Annotated in this window: 15 protein-coding genes and 2 pseudogenes; 5 read left to right on the top strand and 12 right to left on the bottom strand. The window is 61.1% G+C overall.

The genetic code is table 11. The features are described from left to right. Positions 1–4 precede the first annotated feature (4 nt). Positions 5–475, bottom strand: a complete 471-nt coding sequence (locus ACR9ZQ_RS19485; RefSeq protein ID WP_477820215.1) for a TIGR02301 family protein — start codon at positions 473–475, stop codon at positions 5–7. 51 nt (positions 476–526) lie between these two features. After that, a complete protein-coding gene (locus ACR9ZQ_RS19480) occupies positions 527–943 on the bottom strand; it encodes an NUDIX hydrolase (RefSeq protein WP_481428583.1) in 417 nt (138 codons plus the stop codon). 106 nt (positions 944–1,049) lie between these two features. Between ACR9ZQ_RS19480 and ACR9ZQ_RS19475 the strand changes: the two genes are divergently transcribed. The 3 genes and pseudogenes from ACR9ZQ_RS19475 to ACR9ZQ_RS19465 all read left to right on the top strand — a co-directional run. After that, entirely contained in the window at positions 1,050–1,370 is a 321-nt protein-coding gene (locus tag ACR9ZQ_RS19475; protein WP_113324908.1) for a YnfA family protein, read from the top strand. A gap of 95 nt (positions 1,371–1,465) precedes the next feature. Beyond that, a complete protein-coding gene (locus tag ACR9ZQ_RS19470; RefSeq protein ID WP_481428582.1) occupies positions 1,466–2,230 on the top strand; it encodes an SOS response-associated peptidase in 765 nt (254 codons plus the stop codon). Positions 2,231–2,288: 58 nt separating this feature from the next. Then, positions 2,289–2,421, top strand: a pseudogene (locus ACR9ZQ_RS19465) (amino acid transporter); the annotation flags it as partial. Here ACR9ZQ_RS19465 and ACR9ZQ_RS19460 read toward each other — a convergent pair. The 5 genes and pseudogenes from ACR9ZQ_RS19460 to ACR9ZQ_RS19440 form a co-directional block, all read right to left on the bottom strand. After that, positions 2,418–2,552: a hypothetical protein gene (locus tag ACR9ZQ_RS19460; protein WP_018115574.1), complete on the bottom strand. Its 135-nt coding sequence runs from the start codon at positions 2,550–2,552 to the stop codon at positions 2,418–2,420. The pseudogene ACR9ZQ_RS19465 and the gene ACR9ZQ_RS19460 overlap by 4 nt on opposite strands. Positions 2,553–2,718: 166 nt before the next feature. Continuing rightward, positions 2,719–3,564: a CDP-diacylglycerol--serine O-phosphatidyltransferase gene (pssA, locus tag ACR9ZQ_RS19455; RefSeq protein WP_113324910.1), complete on the bottom strand. Its 846-nt coding sequence runs from the start codon at positions 3,562–3,564 to the stop codon at positions 2,719–2,721. An 18-nt stretch (positions 3,565–3,582) separates the two neighbouring features. Next, positions 3,583–4,284 (bottom strand): annotated as a pseudogene (locus ACR9ZQ_RS19450) (phosphatidylserine decarboxylase); the annotation flags it as partial. Between the two features lie 133 nt (positions 4,285–4,417). Then, positions 4,418–6,295 carry an ABCB family ABC transporter ATP-binding protein/permease gene (locus tag ACR9ZQ_RS19445; protein WP_481428581.1) on the bottom strand — a complete coding sequence of 626 codons (1,878 nt, stop codon included), beginning with the start codon at positions 6,293–6,295 and terminating at the stop codon, positions 4,418–4,420. Positions 6,296–6,458: 163 nt separating this feature from the next. Further along, a complete protein-coding gene (locus ACR9ZQ_RS19440; protein ID WP_481428580.1) occupies positions 6,459–8,504 on the bottom strand; it encodes a LysM peptidoglycan-binding domain-containing protein in 2,046 nt (681 codons plus the stop codon). A 156-nt stretch (positions 8,505–8,660) separates the two neighbouring features. Between ACR9ZQ_RS19440 and ACR9ZQ_RS19435 the strand changes: the two genes are divergently transcribed. After that, on the top strand, positions 8,661–9,284 hold the full coding sequence (locus ACR9ZQ_RS19435) for an LOG family protein (protein ID WP_081493273.1): 624 nt from the start codon (positions 8,661–8,663) through the stop codon (positions 9,282–9,284). 72 nt (positions 9,285–9,356) lie between these two features. Here ACR9ZQ_RS19435 and rarD read toward each other — a convergent pair whose 3' ends face one another. Beyond that, a complete protein-coding gene (gene rarD, locus ACR9ZQ_RS19430; RefSeq protein WP_007820194.1) occupies positions 9,357–10,271 on the bottom strand; it encodes an EamA family transporter RarD in 915 nt (304 codons plus the stop codon). Between the two features lie 113 nt (positions 10,272–10,384). Here rarD and ACR9ZQ_RS19425 point away from each other — a divergent pair, with 113 nt between their 5' ends. Next, positions 10,385–11,245, top strand: coding sequence for a protein-L-isoaspartate O-methyltransferase family protein (locus ACR9ZQ_RS19425; protein ID WP_481428579.1), 861 nt, complete (start codon positions 10,385–10,387; stop codon positions 11,243–11,245). A gap of 104 nt (positions 11,246–11,349) precedes the next feature. Here the strand turns inward: ACR9ZQ_RS19425 and cimA are convergent, their stop codons facing one another. From cimA to ACR9ZQ_RS19405, 4 genes are read right to left on the bottom strand one after another with little or no spacing between them, the layout of a single operon-like run. Beyond that, positions 11,350–12,966, bottom strand: a complete 1,617-nt coding sequence (cimA, locus tag ACR9ZQ_RS19420) for a citramalate synthase (RefSeq protein WP_310382831.1) — start codon at positions 12,964–12,966, stop codon at positions 11,350–11,352. A gap of 28 nt (positions 12,967–12,994) precedes the next feature. After that, positions 12,995–13,954: a prolyl aminopeptidase gene (gene pip / locus ACR9ZQ_RS19415; protein ID WP_481428578.1), complete on the bottom strand. Its 960-nt coding sequence runs from the start codon at positions 13,952–13,954 to the stop codon at positions 12,995–12,997. After that, positions 13,951–14,427, bottom strand: coding sequence for a GFA family protein (locus ACR9ZQ_RS19410; RefSeq protein WP_113324917.1), 477 nt, complete (start codon positions 14,425–14,427; stop codon positions 13,951–13,953). The genes pip and ACR9ZQ_RS19410 overlap by 4 nt, the downstream gene beginning before the upstream one ends. Further along, on the bottom strand, positions 14,424–14,900 hold the full coding sequence (locus tag ACR9ZQ_RS19405) for a GFA family protein (protein ID WP_481429336.1): 477 nt from the start codon (positions 14,898–14,900) through the stop codon (positions 14,424–14,426). The genes ACR9ZQ_RS19410 and ACR9ZQ_RS19405 overlap by 4 nt, the downstream gene beginning before the upstream one ends. Positions 14,901–14,902 lie beyond the last annotated feature (2 nt).

Below are 14,902 nucleotides of genomic sequence, written 5' to 3'. Positions count from 1 at the left end.
AACGTTAATTTCCAAAGCGCGAAGTAATTTCTGTGGCAAGTGTTGCACCTTCGTTACGGTAGCGCTCTTCTGCCACGATGGCCGCCTGCGTGCAATCCGTGTAAACAGAGGCGAATGCTCGGTATCCGCGATTGAAGGCTGCGGTCAGTTTTTCCTTGCGCTGCGGCTCCCCATTCGTTTCGGAATCAAGCAGTTGCTGCATGTCGGCCCGCCATTCGTCCGCCCCCGGCGCCTTGCAGAGCGTGCGCAGATAATGCACCGAGCCCAGAACCTCCGCCAGCCGCGCCAGCTTGTCGTCATAGGGTACGGTCGCAACCTGCGGCACTATCTCCTCCACCGGCGGAGGCGCATTCTTGCCGCCCTGCGCCCCACCTTGCGCCATTGTGGGACCGGCCCAGACGAGGCCGCCAAAGACGAGAGATGACAAAACAACGCGTCGAACGGGAATCATGCTCCCAGTTGATACAGGGAGCATGACAGGAACAAGGCGGATGCGGCAATTTCCACTTCTATTCCAGCGAGGGCCTCATTCACCGACCGCCAACCGCTCCGCGCATTCGAGCACGCTCTGTGGCACCGGCATGCGCCGGATCTCTTCCACGCTGTACCATCCAATCGCTGCCGCATCGTCGGCGGCTTCAGCCACCAGGTGGCGGTCCGCCTCGACGCGGAAGACGGAGAGGAAGAAATGGCTGCTGATGCTGCCATCGGGTGCATGCGTCTTCAGGTCATAGGTGGAGAACAGGCGCGGATTTCGTGCCTGAATGCCGGTCTCCTCGAGGAATTCGCGCAGTGCGGTTTCCTCGGGCGTCTCGCCGGGTTCGCCGCGTCCACCGGGAAAGGCATACATATCGGCCGAAGGCGGGTTTCGCCTGAGCACGAGAAGGAACCGGCCATTACGTTCAAGGATGGCGGAAGAGGCGGGTTTGGCTTGGGAGGTCATTGCTTCGCACGCTTTGCTGTGATGGCGCCTTATCCCACGGGCGGCTCACCTTGCGCAACTGTCGGCATTGCGTGGAATATGGCTCCATGATTCCTGCGAGACGCCCGTGACCTACCTGATCTATGCCCTTGCCGCCCTCTTCGAAATTGCCGGCTGCTTCGCCTTCTGGGCCTGGCTGCGGCTGGCAAAGCCCGTCTGGTGGCTGGCGCCCGGCATGGTGTCGCTGGCGCTCTTTGCCTGGCTGCTGACGCTGGTGCCGAGCGAGGCGGCCGGGCGCACTTTCGCGGCCTATGGCGGCATCTACATCGTCGCCTCGCTGTTATGGCTATGGCTGGCGGAAAACCGCGTTCCCGACCGCTGGGACATCGGCGGCGCGATGGTCTGCCTCGCCGGCACGGCGATCATCCTCTTTGCACCGCGCAGTTAGAACAATCGCGCAAAAGATGTGCAGCGTCTCCCATTCGGAATTGCTTGAGGGTAAACCGCCTTGACCGATGTCGGGCACGATGCAAAGACATCCCCATGTGCGGACGTTTTGCCCTGACAGAAGTGGTCAAGGATATCGCCGAAGCTTTCAGTCTCGCTGAGCTGGAAGGCTTTCCGGCGCGTTACAATATTGCGCCGACGCAGCCGATCCTCATCGTCATCGCCGGCGAGGGGCAGGAACCGGGCAGCAACCTGCCGGATCGCCGCGCTTTGCTGGTGCGTTGGGGTTTCACGCCGGGCTGGGTCAAGGATCCCAAGGAATTTCCGCTGCTGATCAATGCGCGCTCGGAAACCGCAATCGGCAAAGCCTCCTTCCGCGCCGCCATGCGCCATCGCCGCATCCTCATCCCGGCATCCGGCTTCTATGAATGGCATCGCCCTTCGAAGGAAAGCGGCGAGAAGGCACAGGCCTATTGGATCCGGCCGCGCCGCGGCGGCGTTATCGCCTTCGCCGGTCTCATGGAGACATGGTCCTCGGCCGATGGTTCGGAGGTCGATACCGGCGCCATCCTGACGACCAAGGCCAACAGCGCGATCTCCTCGATCCACGATCGCATGCCCGTCGTCATCAAGCCTGAGGATTTTTCCCGCTGGCTGGACTGCAAGACGCAGGAGCCGCGTGAGGTCGCCGACCTGATGCAGCCGGTCCAGGAGGATTTCTTCGAGGCGATCCCGGTCTCCGACAAGGTCAACAAGGTCGCCAACATGGGGCCGGATCTGCAGGATCCAGTGCCGCTCGAAAAGGTGCCGAAGCAGCCGCAGAAAAAGACATCTGACGACGGCCAGCTCAGCTTCTTTTGAAACCCGAACCCACCATCCCGTTGAATGGAAAACCCGGTGATCTCTGCCGGCCGGTTTTGGCCAAGGGGCGCTTCTCCTGCAGCCCGTTTTTGCCAGACCCACCGCATGGCGGGTTCTGGATGTCCGTATCCGGCATCGTCATGAGCCTGCTGTCAAACAGCCTGCTCGTGCGCTTCTTCGCACTCGCTTAGGCGAGTTTCTTGACCGGCGCCGGCTTTGCCATCATCGAGGCCGCAGCCACGGCCTTGAGGCCGAGCGGGCGGTAGTTGGTCGCGAGATCCGGCTTGGCTGCCTGCTGCTGTTCCGACTTCTTCGAGGTCACGATACTCTCCTTACGTGTTTCTCTAGAATTTTATCTGTCTTGTTCCTTTGTCTTTAATAGCGACAAAAGCGAGGCACCGCCTATCAGGAAATGTAAACACAGACCATAATTCGCGAGGCTTAACCGAAGCCTGCGTTCGTTAATACTTACTTAATAAAGTAGATGCTCAGATGTGGCGACCGATGTCGTCCTCGCCGATACCGGGTTCCTCGATGGTCAGCGTGCCATATTTGCGCTTCCACTTTCGCGCGCCGAAGGGCAGCGAAATGAGGTAGGCGCAGACGGTGAAGACCATCACTTCCCAGGTAAAGCTCATCAGCAGCGCGACGTAGATCACGACACCGAGCATGGCTGGCAGCACGAGATCACGCCGCATCCGGCTTTCGGATTTACCGGACCAGACAGGCAGGCGGCTGATGAGCAGGAAGGCGATGAGGACCGTGTAGCCGGAGGAGAGAAAGGCGAAGGTCCGGTCGGTGGTGAGGCCCAGGAAGCCGAGATAGACAGGCAGAAGCACCAGCATTGCGCCGGCCGGGGCCGGCACGCCGACGAAATATTCCGATTGCCAGGGCGCGCGGTTCTCGCGCTCCGACATCACGTTGAAGCGCGCCAGTCTGAGGCCGGCGGCGATCGTGTAGATGAGCGCCGCGATCCAGCCCAGCGAACGCGCCGCGTCGAGTGCATAGACATAGACCACGAGGGCAGGGGCGACGCCGAAATTGACGATATCGGCAAGCGAATCCATCTGCGCACCGAATTTCGACGTGGCCTTCATCAGCCGCGCGACACGGCCGTCGATGCCGTCGAGGAATGCGGCGACGAGCACCATGGCGACAGCCAGTTCGTAGCGGCCTTCGAAGGCAAGCCGGATGCCGGTCAGGCCGGCGCAGATGGCAAGGATAGTGATGAGGTTCGGAACGACGAGCCGGATCGGAATCTCGCGCAGGCGCGGCCCGCGGGCCGAATCGTCGTTCGGGCCGTTCGGTTCGAAGGGCGGAAAGGGTGTTTCCATATCGCGCTCTCCTGAAAATTAGCTGCGGCGGCTGATGACCGGACCCTTGGTCGAGGCGAATTCGGCGATAACAGTCTCGCCGGCAACCGCCGTCTGGCCGAGCGAGACGCGCGGGGCGGCACCCGCCGGCAGGAAGACATCGAGGCGCGAACCGAAGCGAATGAGGCCGAAACGCTCGCCGGCATCGAGAGGTTCATTGGCATGCGAGAAGCAGAGGATACGCCGTGCTACGAGGCCGGCGATCTGCACCACGCCGATCTGGCCGTGGTGGGTCTCGATCACGAGGCCGTTGCGCTCATTCTCTTCACTCGCCTTGTCGAGCTCGGCATTCACGAAGGTACCGGGACGGTAATTGATGCTGACGATGCGGCCGCGCATCGGCGCGCGGTTCACATGGCAGTTGAAGACGTTCATGAAGACGGAGATGCGCAGCATCGGTTCGTTGCCGAGGTTCAGCTCGGCGGGCGGCGTGACCATCTGAATCGAAGAGACCTTGCCGTCGGCCGGCGAAATGACGAGATCGTCGTCCTGCGGCGTGACGCGTTCGGGATCACGGAAGAAATAGGCGCACCAGAGTGTCAGGAGGAGGCCGATCCAGAAGAGCGGCTTGAAGATCCAGCCCAATACGAGCGACGCGACGAAGAAGGCGGCGACGAAGGGGTAACCCTCCTTGTGCACCGGAACGATCGTGTTGCGAACCGTATCGAACAAGCTCATGAATGCCGGTCTCCTGTCGTTTTTCGTATCCGCTGGTTACAGAAAAACGACAGGAGGAGCAATGGCGTGGATCTCAGGCCGCCTCCAGCGCGTCGGTTCTGAACAACAAAACGGACGATCTCGCCCGTTTACTGCGCTAGCTCGCCGGCGCCAGCCGGTTGACGATGCCGAGCTCGTCGCTTTCGCGAACCTGCTTGAGATGCTCTTCGGCCTGTGTCGCTTCGCGCTGACGGCTCCACATCGAGGCATAGAGGCCATTCTGTTCGAGAAGGGCCGCGTGCGTGCCGCGCTCGGCAATCTCCCCGCTCTTCAACACGATGATCTCGTCGGCACCAATCACGGTAGACAGGCGGTGGGCGATGACCAGCGTCGTGCGGTTCTTGGAAACGACATCGAGTGCCGTCTGGATTTCCCGCTCTGTCGTCGTGTCGAGGGCCGATGTCGCCTCGTCGAGGATCAGGATCGGCGGAGCCTTCAGGATGGTGCGGGCAATCGCCACGCGCTGCTTTTCGCCGCCTGAAAGCTTCAACCCGCGTTCGCCGACCTTGGTTTCGAAACCCTCCGGCAGCATTTCGATGAAATGCCCGATCTGGGCGATTTCAGCCGCCTGCTTCACCTCGGCTTCGCTGGCCGAAGGGCGGCCGTAGCGGATATTATAGGCGACGGTGTCGTTGAACAGCACCGTATCCTGCGGCACCATGCCGATCACCGAGCGCAGGCTCTTCTGCGTGATCGTGCGGATGTCCTGTCCGTCGACAGTGATCGAGCCGCCCTGGATATCGTAGAAGCGATAGAGCAGGCGCGAGATTGTCGATTTGCCGGCACCCGAGGGGCCGACGACAGCAACCGTTTTGCCGGCGGGCACCTCGAAGGAAATGCCTTTCAGGATCGGCCGGGCCGGATCATAGGCGAAATGCACGTCCTTGAAGGAGATGGCGCCCTGGGCGACGGCAAGGTCCTTCGCGTCAGGCGCGTCCAGCACTTCGGCCTTCACTTCCAGAAGATCGAACATCTGCTCGATGTCGATCAGCCCCTGTCGGATTTCGCGATAGACGAAGCCGATGAAATTCAGCGGCACGGAAAGCTGCAGCAGCATGGAATTGACGAAAACGAAATCGCCGACCGTATGTTCGCCGCTCTGTACCGACCAGGCCGAGAGGACGAGCATGATCGTCGTGCCGATGCCGAAGATCACGCCCTGGCCGAAGTTCAGCCAGCCAAGCGAGGTCCAGACGTCGGTTGCCGCCTTCTCATAACGCTCCATCGACTTGTCGAAGCGCTTGGCCTCCATCTCTTCATTGCCGAAATACTTGACGGTCTCGAAATTGAGGAGCGAGTTGATTGCCTTGGTATTGGCGTCCGTATCGCTGTCGTTCATCGCCCTACGGATCGAGATGCGCCAGTCGGAAGCGCGGATCGTGAACCAGATATAGGCCCAAACGGTGAAGACGGTGACGGCGAGATAGGAGAAGCCGTAACCCCACCAGAAGATCGCCGCCGTCAGCAGGAATTCGATGACCGTCGGGATCGAGTTCAGGATCGTGAAACGCACGATCGTTTCGATGCCCTTGGTGCCGCGCTCGATGATGCGCGAAAGCCCACCCGTCTTGCGCTCCAGATGGAAGCGCAGGGAAAGCTCATGCATATGCACGAAGGTGCGGTAGGCAAGCTGGCGCACCGCATATTGGCCGACGCTGGCAAAGAGCGAGTCTCTGAGCTGGTTGAGGCCGAGCTGGATGAGGCGCGTCAGGTTATAGGCGATGACGAGGGCGGTAACGCCGATCAGCAGCGGCGGCAGCGTGCCCTGCAGGTCCATCCTGCCGTTCAGCGCATCGGTGGACCACTTGAAGAAATAGGGCACCAGCAGCAGGACGAACTTCGAGATCAGCAGGTAGACCGAGGCCCATACGACCCGCATCCTGAGATCCGGCCTATCCTTCGGCCACATATAAGGCCAGAGATTGTAGAGCGTTCCCAACAGGTTGGAGTCTGAAACTGTCTTGCCGTTTGCCATGCTTTTCTCCAGCCCGGCGGGCCGCTATCGCCGCGGCTTGTCACCGCTCCCGCGAGATATGCCACCGGCTGGCGGATTACAACATTGACAGGGATTTTATAGGCAAGGTGTTGCGCGCCGGCCCTAACGAAAACGGCGGCCGATGGGCCGCCGTTTTTTTGATTTAGAGATGCCCGCCCGAGAGCCGCTTGCGGTGCAGCTCCTCGGCATTCGGAAGCGCATCCTTCGGCAGGCCGAAAACTTGGCCCGGACGGATGCGGTCCGGATTGAGGATCTTGTCCTCATTGGCGATGTAGATCGTCGTATAGCGCACACCAAGGCCATAGGTACGCCGGGAGATCTGCCAGAGCGTATCGCCACGGCGGATAATGACCGCGTTGTTGTTTGCCGTCAGCGGCGCCTGCTCGATCGTCTTTGGCTGCATGACGTCCGATGCATCGTTTGAGGGCATCGGCGCGACATTGGCACCGGGAACCGTCAGTTCGGCGATGATCGAGCCGAGCTTGTCGAGTGCCGCGCCGACCGACTTGGCATCCTTCGGCAGGCTCTGCAGCACTGTCAGCGCATTCGCCGCAACCTGCGAGGCGGAAGCCGATGCCTGCTTGAAGGCGTCGGTCGCATCTATGCCCGGACGGAAGTCGACGAGAGAGCGCAGCGCGAACTCGGTGGCCGAGCGGGCTGCCGCAAGCTGCTCGGCACCCGGCAACTTGCCGTCTGCGAACAGCCCCTTCAGCAGGCCGAAGGCTTTCGTCGCATCGCCCTTGAGCTTGCCGAGCTGGCCCTCATCGAGCGGCACCGTCGCCTGATTGACATCGGCATTACTGCCGGACTGCGCGGCAACCGTTACCTGATCGCCTTCCGGACGGTTGAAATTGACGGTCGCGCGGATGAGGACCTTGCCCGTGCCATCGACGACATCAACGCGAATCTTGTGATCGCCGACCGGGAGGTCCATCGCGCCGCTGATGACGAAGTGACCATCCGGCTCCGCCGTATCCTGGCCGATCAGCGCGTCATCGGCGTAACCAATAACCTTGGCATTGGCGCGCGCCGTGCCGGCCACGAAGATCTTGTTGCCCTCGATCTCCACGGCGGTGATCACCACATCGGCAACAGCATCGGTGCCCTGCTGAGTGCCGGGAACAGGAGGTGCCGTATTGCCCGCATCACCAGATGTCACGGGCATATTCGGCGTCTGCATCGCGACCTGGTCGCTCGGAGCACCACTGTTAGGAGCAGGCTGCGAGCTGTCAGCAGCCGGCGGCTGGGCGTTTGCGACCTCAGCCTTCGGTGCGGTGATGATGCGGCTTGCCGTGCCCGGCTTGGAAACCATGGCGAGCAACTCGCTGCCGCTGCCGTCCTTCGGCACGGAAACGGTTGCAACTTCTTCAGACAGCGTGGTCTTGCCATCCTTGCCGGTTACTTTCAGCACGAGCTGATGGTCGCCGGCTGGAAGCGGATTGTCGAGAACGGCCGCAAAATCACCGGTGCCGTCGACATCGGTTGTCACGACCACCTTGTCGCCGTCGAGCACTTCCAGCTTGCCATGCGGCTCAGCCGAGCCGGCAATGACGGTCGAACCATCCGGCTCGACACGCAGCACGTCGAAAGCAGGAATCTTCGGGCCGGTATTGGCAGCGGTATCGGCTGTGGGAGCAGTCTGGTTATTGGCTGCGGCCGCTTGGCCGGCTGGCTCCGGCGCACCGGTCAGCGCGGCTTCGGCCCGTGCGAGGGCGGCCAATGCGTCGGCCGCATTTTCAGGGAGATTGCGGATGATGTCGCGCGCCTTGCCCGCACCGTCCTTGGCCTTGGAGACGAGGCTTGCGGTGGTAGTATCGAGACCTTCAGGGGCAGCGAAATCGACGATCGTGGTCAGCGTATTCACGGCGGCAGTCTTTGCGCCTGCCAGCGCATCGGCAGCAGGCACCTTACCGTCCGCAAACAGCGCCTTCAGGCCGGAGAGAGACCGCACGGCATCGGCGGTGAGGCTGCCGACCTTCTGGGCGGTTTCTGTGGCATCCGCGGCAGCGGAGCGGGAAGTCTTAGACGCTTCGTTAACCGTGTTGTTGACCTCGGTGCCGGCCTGGTTGATGGCGTCACCAACCTTCGCCACATCAGAGCCGAGCCGGGGCATGACGAAAAACACCATCAGTATGATTGCGATTACGAGCACTGCGAGGGCCAGCAAGCCGGCACGGTTTTTCATCATTGCGTCTCCAAAGGCGGCAAATTGCCGTAGTATTCAGAAATTGCTAGCGATTCCCGTTGCTTTGCACAAGCATTCAAAGCAAATAGGCAAGCTCCGGAAGCCGCTTTTCAGTCAATTTTCTTGACTGCATTGAAATGGAATAGTTGTTTTTCCCTTATGACCGAACAATCTGTACCGATTCGATCCATTTGCGTTTACTGCGGCTCTCGGCCGGGACGCGATCCTTCCCATATGGCTGCCGGCCGCGCGCTCGGAAAAGAGATCGCGGAATATGGCCTTCGCCTCATCTACGGCGGTGGCACTAAGGGCATCATGGGTGCTGTGGCCAGCGGGACCCTATCCAACGGCGGTCAGGTGACGGGCATCATTCCCGAGTTCCTGATCGACATGGAGGCGACTCGCCATTCGCTCGGCCAACTCAACGAGCTTATTGTAACCCCTGACATGCATGCGCGCAAACACACGATGTTCGAACGCTCGGATGCCTTCGTGGCCCTGCCGGGTGGTATCGGCACGCTGGAAGAGATCGTCGAGATCATGACCTGGGCGCAGCTCGGCCGTCACGAAAAGCCGATGGTCTTCGCCAACATCAACGGCTTCTGGGATCCGATGATGGAGCTCCTGCGCCATATGACGGGCGAGGGCTTCCTGCACACCGCCCACCGCGTGCAGCCGCTGGTCATCGATGAGATCTCGGGCATCATCCCGGCCATAATGGCGCAGGCGGCAGAGCTTGCCGCCGACCGTGACGGCGAGGATGACGTGATCTCGAAGATGTAACTCGCCAAAGCAATTCCAGCAAAAGTGCGTAGCGGTTTTGCGTCCGGAATTGCGTGCCAGACAGGCGCTGGCTTAACGTCCGCGCGTCGTCCTCAACATAGACCAGCTGTAGAAGAACAGGCCGGCCCAGATCAGCGGGAAGGCGATCATGCGCGCCGTATCCAGCTCTTCCCCGAACCCGAAAACGGCAATGAGGAAGATCATGGTCGGCGCGATATACTGCATGATGCCGATGGTCGAGAGCTTCAGCAGCTTGGCGCCATTCGCATAGATCATCAGCGGTACGGCGGTGATCAGTCCGCAGCCAAGCAGCAGGGCGGTATCACTAAGGCTCGTGCGGTACAGATGCCCTTCGCCGCTGACGAATTCCAGGTAGAGGATGTAGAGCAGGGCTGGCAGGCTGAGGATTAGCACTTCCAGGAAGAAGCCCTGGTTCGGCCCGAGCGGCAGCGTCTTGCGAAACAGTGCATAGAAGCCCCAGCTGATCGCCAGCGTCAGCGCCACCCAGGGAATGCCGCCGCTATCGAAGGCGAGCACGACGACCGCAAGGCCGGCAAGGCAGATCGCCGCGATCTGCATCGGCTGCAGCTTTTCCTTGAGCAGCACAGCACCGAGGAAGATGCTGAAGAGCGGATTGATGAAATAGCCCATGGCGGCATCGAGCGAATGGCCGGCGCCGATCGCCCAGACATAGGTGCCCCAGTTCACGGTGATCAGCGCCGCGGTCATCATTGCCATGGCGAGCATGCGCGGTGAACGCAACGCAATAGCGATATCCTGCGTGCGTCCCAGCACCAGAAGCACGATGCCGGCGAGCGGCAGCGACCAGATGATCCGATGGGCGATGACTTCGGCAGGCGAAATATGCGCCAGAGCCTTCATATAGATCGGCAGGAAGCCCCACAGAAGATAGGCCGTCAGCGCGAAGGCAAAGCCGCGTGGACTGTCTTCGTTCTTGATGAGGGGCGCGCTTGCATCGGCGGACATCGGGTGTTTCCATCTTTGTTCTGTTTCTGATCCGGATTAGCTTAAGCGGCGTGAATAGGCCAATTCATTTCAGTGAATGGATCCGCATGCGCCTGGCAACGCGGGAGGCAAGCATGGACGAAACGGAACTGGCGATTTGCCGGCAGGCCTATGCCACTCAAATGCTGGCGAAGATGGGTATCGTGGGCGACGAGCGGCTGCGACAGGCCTTTGCCACAGTGCCACGTGAGGATTTCCTAGACCCACCGCCATGGCGCATGGCAAACGGGACCGGCTATCAGGATATGCCGTCGACCGATCCCGTCATCCTTTATCAGGATGTTCTGATTGCGCTGCAGGAGGGAAGGCAGGTCAACAACGGCAGCCCCTCGCTTCATGCGCTCGGCCTCCACTGGCTGGCACCTCAACCCGGCGATACAGCCTGTCACATCGGCGTCGGCGGTGGTTATTACACCGCCATGCTGTCGCATCTGGTGGGCAGCGGCGGCCATGTCGCGGCGATCGAATATGACCGGGATCTCGCCGCCCGCGCCATTGCCAACCTGGCTCCCTATGGCAATGTCGAGGTTGTCTGCGGCAACGGCCTGGAATGGCCGCAGTCGCCGGCCGACGCGATCTACGTCAATTTCGGGGTCCACAGGCCGGCCGAAGCCTGGATCGACAATCTCGCCATCGGCGGCAGGCTGATCTTTCCGCTCTGCGCTCCCTCGCGTGATGGCAACGACAATTTGCGGCCACGCAGCGCGCGTGGCGGCTTCTTCCTGATCCAGCGCACGCCCGAACACTATCGCGCCCGTTATTTGAGCCCTACCGTCTTCGTCTGGGGCCATGGCGCGACCGGCACGATAGAGACCTACAGGGTGCTGGACTCCACTTTCCGGCAGGGCGGCATGGGAAAGGTCACGCGGCTGCGCTGGAAGACGCCGAAGCAGGAGGACGAATGGTATTCGGAGGAGGACTGGGGCCTCCTATAGGGCACTTTCGTTTTTCTTCGAAACACGGAAATGCCCTATCTCTTTTATTCTCACGCAATTCCGGACGCAAAACCGCTGCACACTTTTGCTGGAATTGCTTTAGCTCACTCGGCCGCGATCTTGCCGGCAAGCTGCCGGTTCTTCATCAGCTTGTAGATGACCGAATCCATCAGCGCCTGGAACGAGGCGTCGATGATATTTTCGGACACGCCGACCGTCCACCAGCGCACGCCGCTGGAATCGGTGGATTCGATGAGAACGCGGGTGATGGCCTCGGTGCCGCCATTGAGGATACGCACCTTGAAATCGGCGAGCACGAGATCGTCGATCTCATGCTGATACTTGCCGAAATCCTTGCGCAGCGCGAGGTCGAGCGCATTGACCGGTCCCTCGGCTTCCGCAACCGACATCAGCGTCTGGCCGTCGATGGCGATCTTCACGACGGCTTCGGAGACGATCTTGATGCGGCCGTGGGAATCGAAGCGCCGTTCGATCATCACCCGAAAGCCGTCGATGGTGAAGAAATCCGGAATGGTGCCCATGGTACGGCGCGCCAGAAGCTCGAAGCTCGCATCGGCCCCCTCATAGGCATAGCCCGATGCCTCGCGCTCCTTGACGATGGAGATCAACAGATCGAGCTTCGGATCGTCCTTGGCGACATCGATACCGCGCCGCCTCAGCGCATTGATGAAGTTTGCCTTGCCGCCCTGATCCGAGACCATGACCTTGCGGAAATTACCGACACTTTCCGGCGGCACGTGCTCGTAAGTGCGCGGGTCCTTCAGCAGCGCCGAGGCGTGGATGCCGGCCTTGGTAGCGAAGGCAGAGGCGCCGACATAGGGCATCTGATGATCCGGCGAGCGGTTCAGCAGCTCGTCGAAGGCATGCGACAGGCGGGTGAGATTGGTCAGCCGCTCCGCATCGATCGCCGTTTCGAAACGCGTGTTGTAGGCGCTCTTCAGCGCCAGCGTCGGGATCAGCGTCACCAGATTGGCATTGCCGCAACGTTCGCCGACGCCGTTCAGTGTGCCCTGGATCTGGCGCACGCCCGCCTCGACGGCAGCAAGCGAATTGGCGACCGCCTGGCCGGTATCGTTATGTGCATGGATACCGAGACAGTGCCCCGGCACGCCGAAGGCAATCACGGCCTCCACGATGGCGCGCACCTCCGGCGGCTGTGTGCCGCCATTGGTATCGCAGAGCACCACCCAGCGCGCGCCGTTCTCATAGGCTGTCCTCGCGCAGGCGAGCGCATATTCCGGATTGGCCTTGTAGCCGTCGAAGAAATGCTCGCAGTCGACCAGCGCTTCCTTGCCGGCGGCAACGGCGGCTTTCACGCTTTCGGCGATGCATTCGAGGTTTTCCTCATTGGTGCAGCCAAGCGCCACCTGCACGTGGTAATCCCAGCTCTTGGCGACGAAACAGATGGCGTCGCTGCGCGCCTGCAGCAGGCCGGCAATACCCGGATCGTTGGAGGCGGAAACACCGGGGCGTTTCGTCATGCCGAAGGCGACGAAGGAGGCCTGGTTCGTGCGTTTCTCGGCGAAGAAGGCAGTATCGGTCGGGTTTGCGCCCGGATAACCGCCCTCGACATAGTCGAGCCCGAACTCGTCCAGCATGCTTGCAATCGCAATCTTGTCCTCGACCGAAAAATCGATGCCGGGCGTCTGCTGCCCGTCCCGGAGCGTCGTGTCGAAGAGGTAGATTCTTTCGCGTGTCATGGGTGTTTCCTGTCGCCGTTTGCGGCCTTTATTGTTTTCCTGCGAACCGGTCCGTCGCCCGGATCAGCTGGTCGAGAATACCGGGCTCCGAAAAGGCATGGCCCGCACCTTCGATCAGGTGGAATTCGGCCTTCGGCCATGCCTTGTGCAGCAGCCAGGCATACTTGGCCGGGCAGGGCATGTCGTAACGCCCGTGAACGATGACGCCAGGGATATCCTTCAGCTTATAGGCATCGCGCAGCAATTGGCCTTCATCCATCCATCCGGCATGGACGAAGAAGTGGTTCTCGATGCGCGCAAAGGCATAGGCGAACTCGGCTTCCTCGAACTTGCCGCTGGTCGATTTCTCCGGCAGCAGCGTAATCGTCTCGCCTTCCCAGATACTCCAGGCCTGGGCCGCCTTCAGCGCAACCGCTCGGTCCGGACCGGTGAGGCGCCGGTTATAGGCGACCATCATCTCATGACGCTCTTCCAGCGGGATCGGTGCCGCGAAGCGCTCCCACTTGTCCGGAAACATCTCGGAGACGCCGAACTGATAATACCAGTCGAGTTCCGCCCGCGTCAGCGTATAGATGCCGCGCACGACGAGTTCGGAGACCCGTTCCGGATGTTTCTCGGCATAGGCAAGCGCCAGCGTCGAACCCCAGGAACCGCCGAAGACCTGCCATTTGTCGACGCCGGCCATCTCGCGCAGCCGCTCGATATCGGCAACGAGGTGCCAGGTCGTGTTGGCTTCGAGGCTCGCATGCGGGGTCGACTTACCGCAGCCGCGCTGGTCAAACAGGAGGACGTCATAAAGCTTCGGATCGAACACGCGGCGATGCGCGGGCGAAATGCCGCCACCGGGGCCGCCATGCAGGAAGACCGCCGGCTTAGCGCCCGGCATGCCACAGCGTTCCCAATAGATCACGTGGCCATCGCCGACATCGAGATGGCCGGAAGCATAGGGTTCGATCTCAGGATAAAGCGTGCGCAGCACTTCGGTCATATCTTCACGCCTTTTGCGGGCCAGACGGCGGTGTCATGATCGGGATGCTGGAAGGAGATGATCGCCTCCTGCCGGGAATAGAAATCCGGGTCCTTATGAACCGGCGCGTCGAAGATCGTCTCGACCCAGGGCAGGCGGGCATCGTAATTAACCTGGATCTGCGGGGCGAGGTCGCTCCGGTCGTCGAAGGTACCAATCGCAAGCTCCAGCCCGCCCGGATGACGATATGTCATCGGCGTGCCGCAATCCCGGCAGAAGCCCCGCTCGATATTGACCGAGGACTGGAAATAGGTGGGTTCGCCGCGTGTCCACTCCATGCCTTCCTCCGGCGCCGTCACCAGTGCTGAAAAGAAGCCGCCGAACTGCTTCTGGCACATGCGGCAATGGCAGATGGACGGGCGTCCGAGCTTTCCTGTGATGCGGAAGCGCACGGCGCCGCATTGGCAGCCGCCTGTTCTTGTCGTCTCGGTCATGGATGAGCTCCGGGAGGCCAGTGGGATGTATCGTGGTCGGGATGCTGGTGATTGCTCGCCGCGATCCTGTCCTCGCGATCGGTTGTTTCCGGTTCCGGTTCGACAGGCAAGCCATCGAGCGCATGAAACCAGACCATTTTGCTGTCGAGATTGGATTGCATGATGGGCTTTACAGCCTGCGGATCATCCAGCGAGCCGAGCGCGATGTTGATGGAGTCAGCATCGGGAATATCGTAGAAAAGCGGCGTGCCGCAGTCGCCGCAAAAGCCGCGCCGGACGAGACCGGAGGAGTGGAACCATTTCGGCTCGCCGCGCGTCAACTCGAAATCGACCCGCATCACCCCTGCAAGCGGCAGGAAATAATTGCCGGCGGCCTTCTGGCACATGCGGCAGTGGCAGATATGCGGATAGGCGGGTTCGCCGCTCGCCCTGTAACGAACCGCGCCGCACTGGCATCCACCGGTCAGTTCCATCT

The organism is Rhizobium sp. KNZ14-9A (genome assembly GCF_056755015.1).
Note: the sequence above shows the minus strand (reverse complement) of the source record. Positions and strands in the feature narration are given on the sequence as shown.

Excerpts from the sequence above, each read along its gene's own strand:
- ACR9ZQ_RS19485 (WP_477820215.1), bottom strand. The coding sequence starts at position 475 with ATGCTCCCTGTATCAACTGGGAGCATGATTCCCGTTCGACGCGTTGTT.
- ACR9ZQ_RS19480 (WP_481428583.1), bottom strand. The coding sequence starts at position 943 with ATGACCTCCCAAGCCAAACCCGCCTCTTCCGCCATCCTTGAACGTAAT.
- ACR9ZQ_RS19470 (WP_481428582.1), top strand. The coding sequence starts at position 1,466 with ATGTGCGGACGTTTTGCCCTGACAGAAGTGGTCAAGGATATCGCCGAA.
- pssA (WP_113324910.1), bottom strand. The coding sequence starts at position 3,564 with ATGGAAACACCCTTTCCGCCCTTCGAACCGAACGGCCCGAACGACGAT.
- ACR9ZQ_RS19445 (WP_481428581.1), bottom strand. The coding sequence starts at position 6,295 with ATGGCAAACGGCAAGACAGTTTCAGACTCCAACCTGTTGGGAACGCTC.
- ACR9ZQ_RS19440 (WP_481428580.1), bottom strand. The coding sequence starts at position 8,504 with ATGATGAAAAACCGTGCCGGCTTGCTGGCCCTCGCAGTGCTCGTAATC.
- ACR9ZQ_RS19435 (WP_081493273.1), top strand. The coding sequence starts at position 8,661 with ATGACCGAACAATCTGTACCGATTCGATCCATTTGCGTTTACTGCGGC.
- rarD (WP_007820194.1), bottom strand. The coding sequence starts at position 10,271 with ATGTCCGCCGATGCAAGCGCGCCCCTCATCAAGAACGAAGACAGTCCA.
- ACR9ZQ_RS19425 (WP_481428579.1), top strand. The coding sequence starts at position 10,385 with ATGGACGAAACGGAACTGGCGATTTGCCGGCAGGCCTATGCCACTCAA.
- cimA (WP_310382831.1), bottom strand. The coding sequence starts at position 12,966 with ATGACACGCGAAAGAATCTACCTCTTCGACACGACGCTCCGGGACGGG.
- pip (WP_481428578.1), bottom strand. The coding sequence starts at position 13,954 with ATGACCGAAGTGCTGCGCACGCTTTATCCTGAGATCGAACCCTATGCT.
- ACR9ZQ_RS19410 (WP_113324917.1), bottom strand. The coding sequence starts at position 14,427 with ATGACCGAGACGACAAGAACAGGCGGCTGCCAATGCGGCGCCGTGCGC.
- ACR9ZQ_RS19405 (WP_481429336.1), bottom strand. The coding sequence starts at position 14,900 with ATGGAACTGACCGGTGGATGCCAGTGCGGCGCGGTTCGTTACAGGGCG.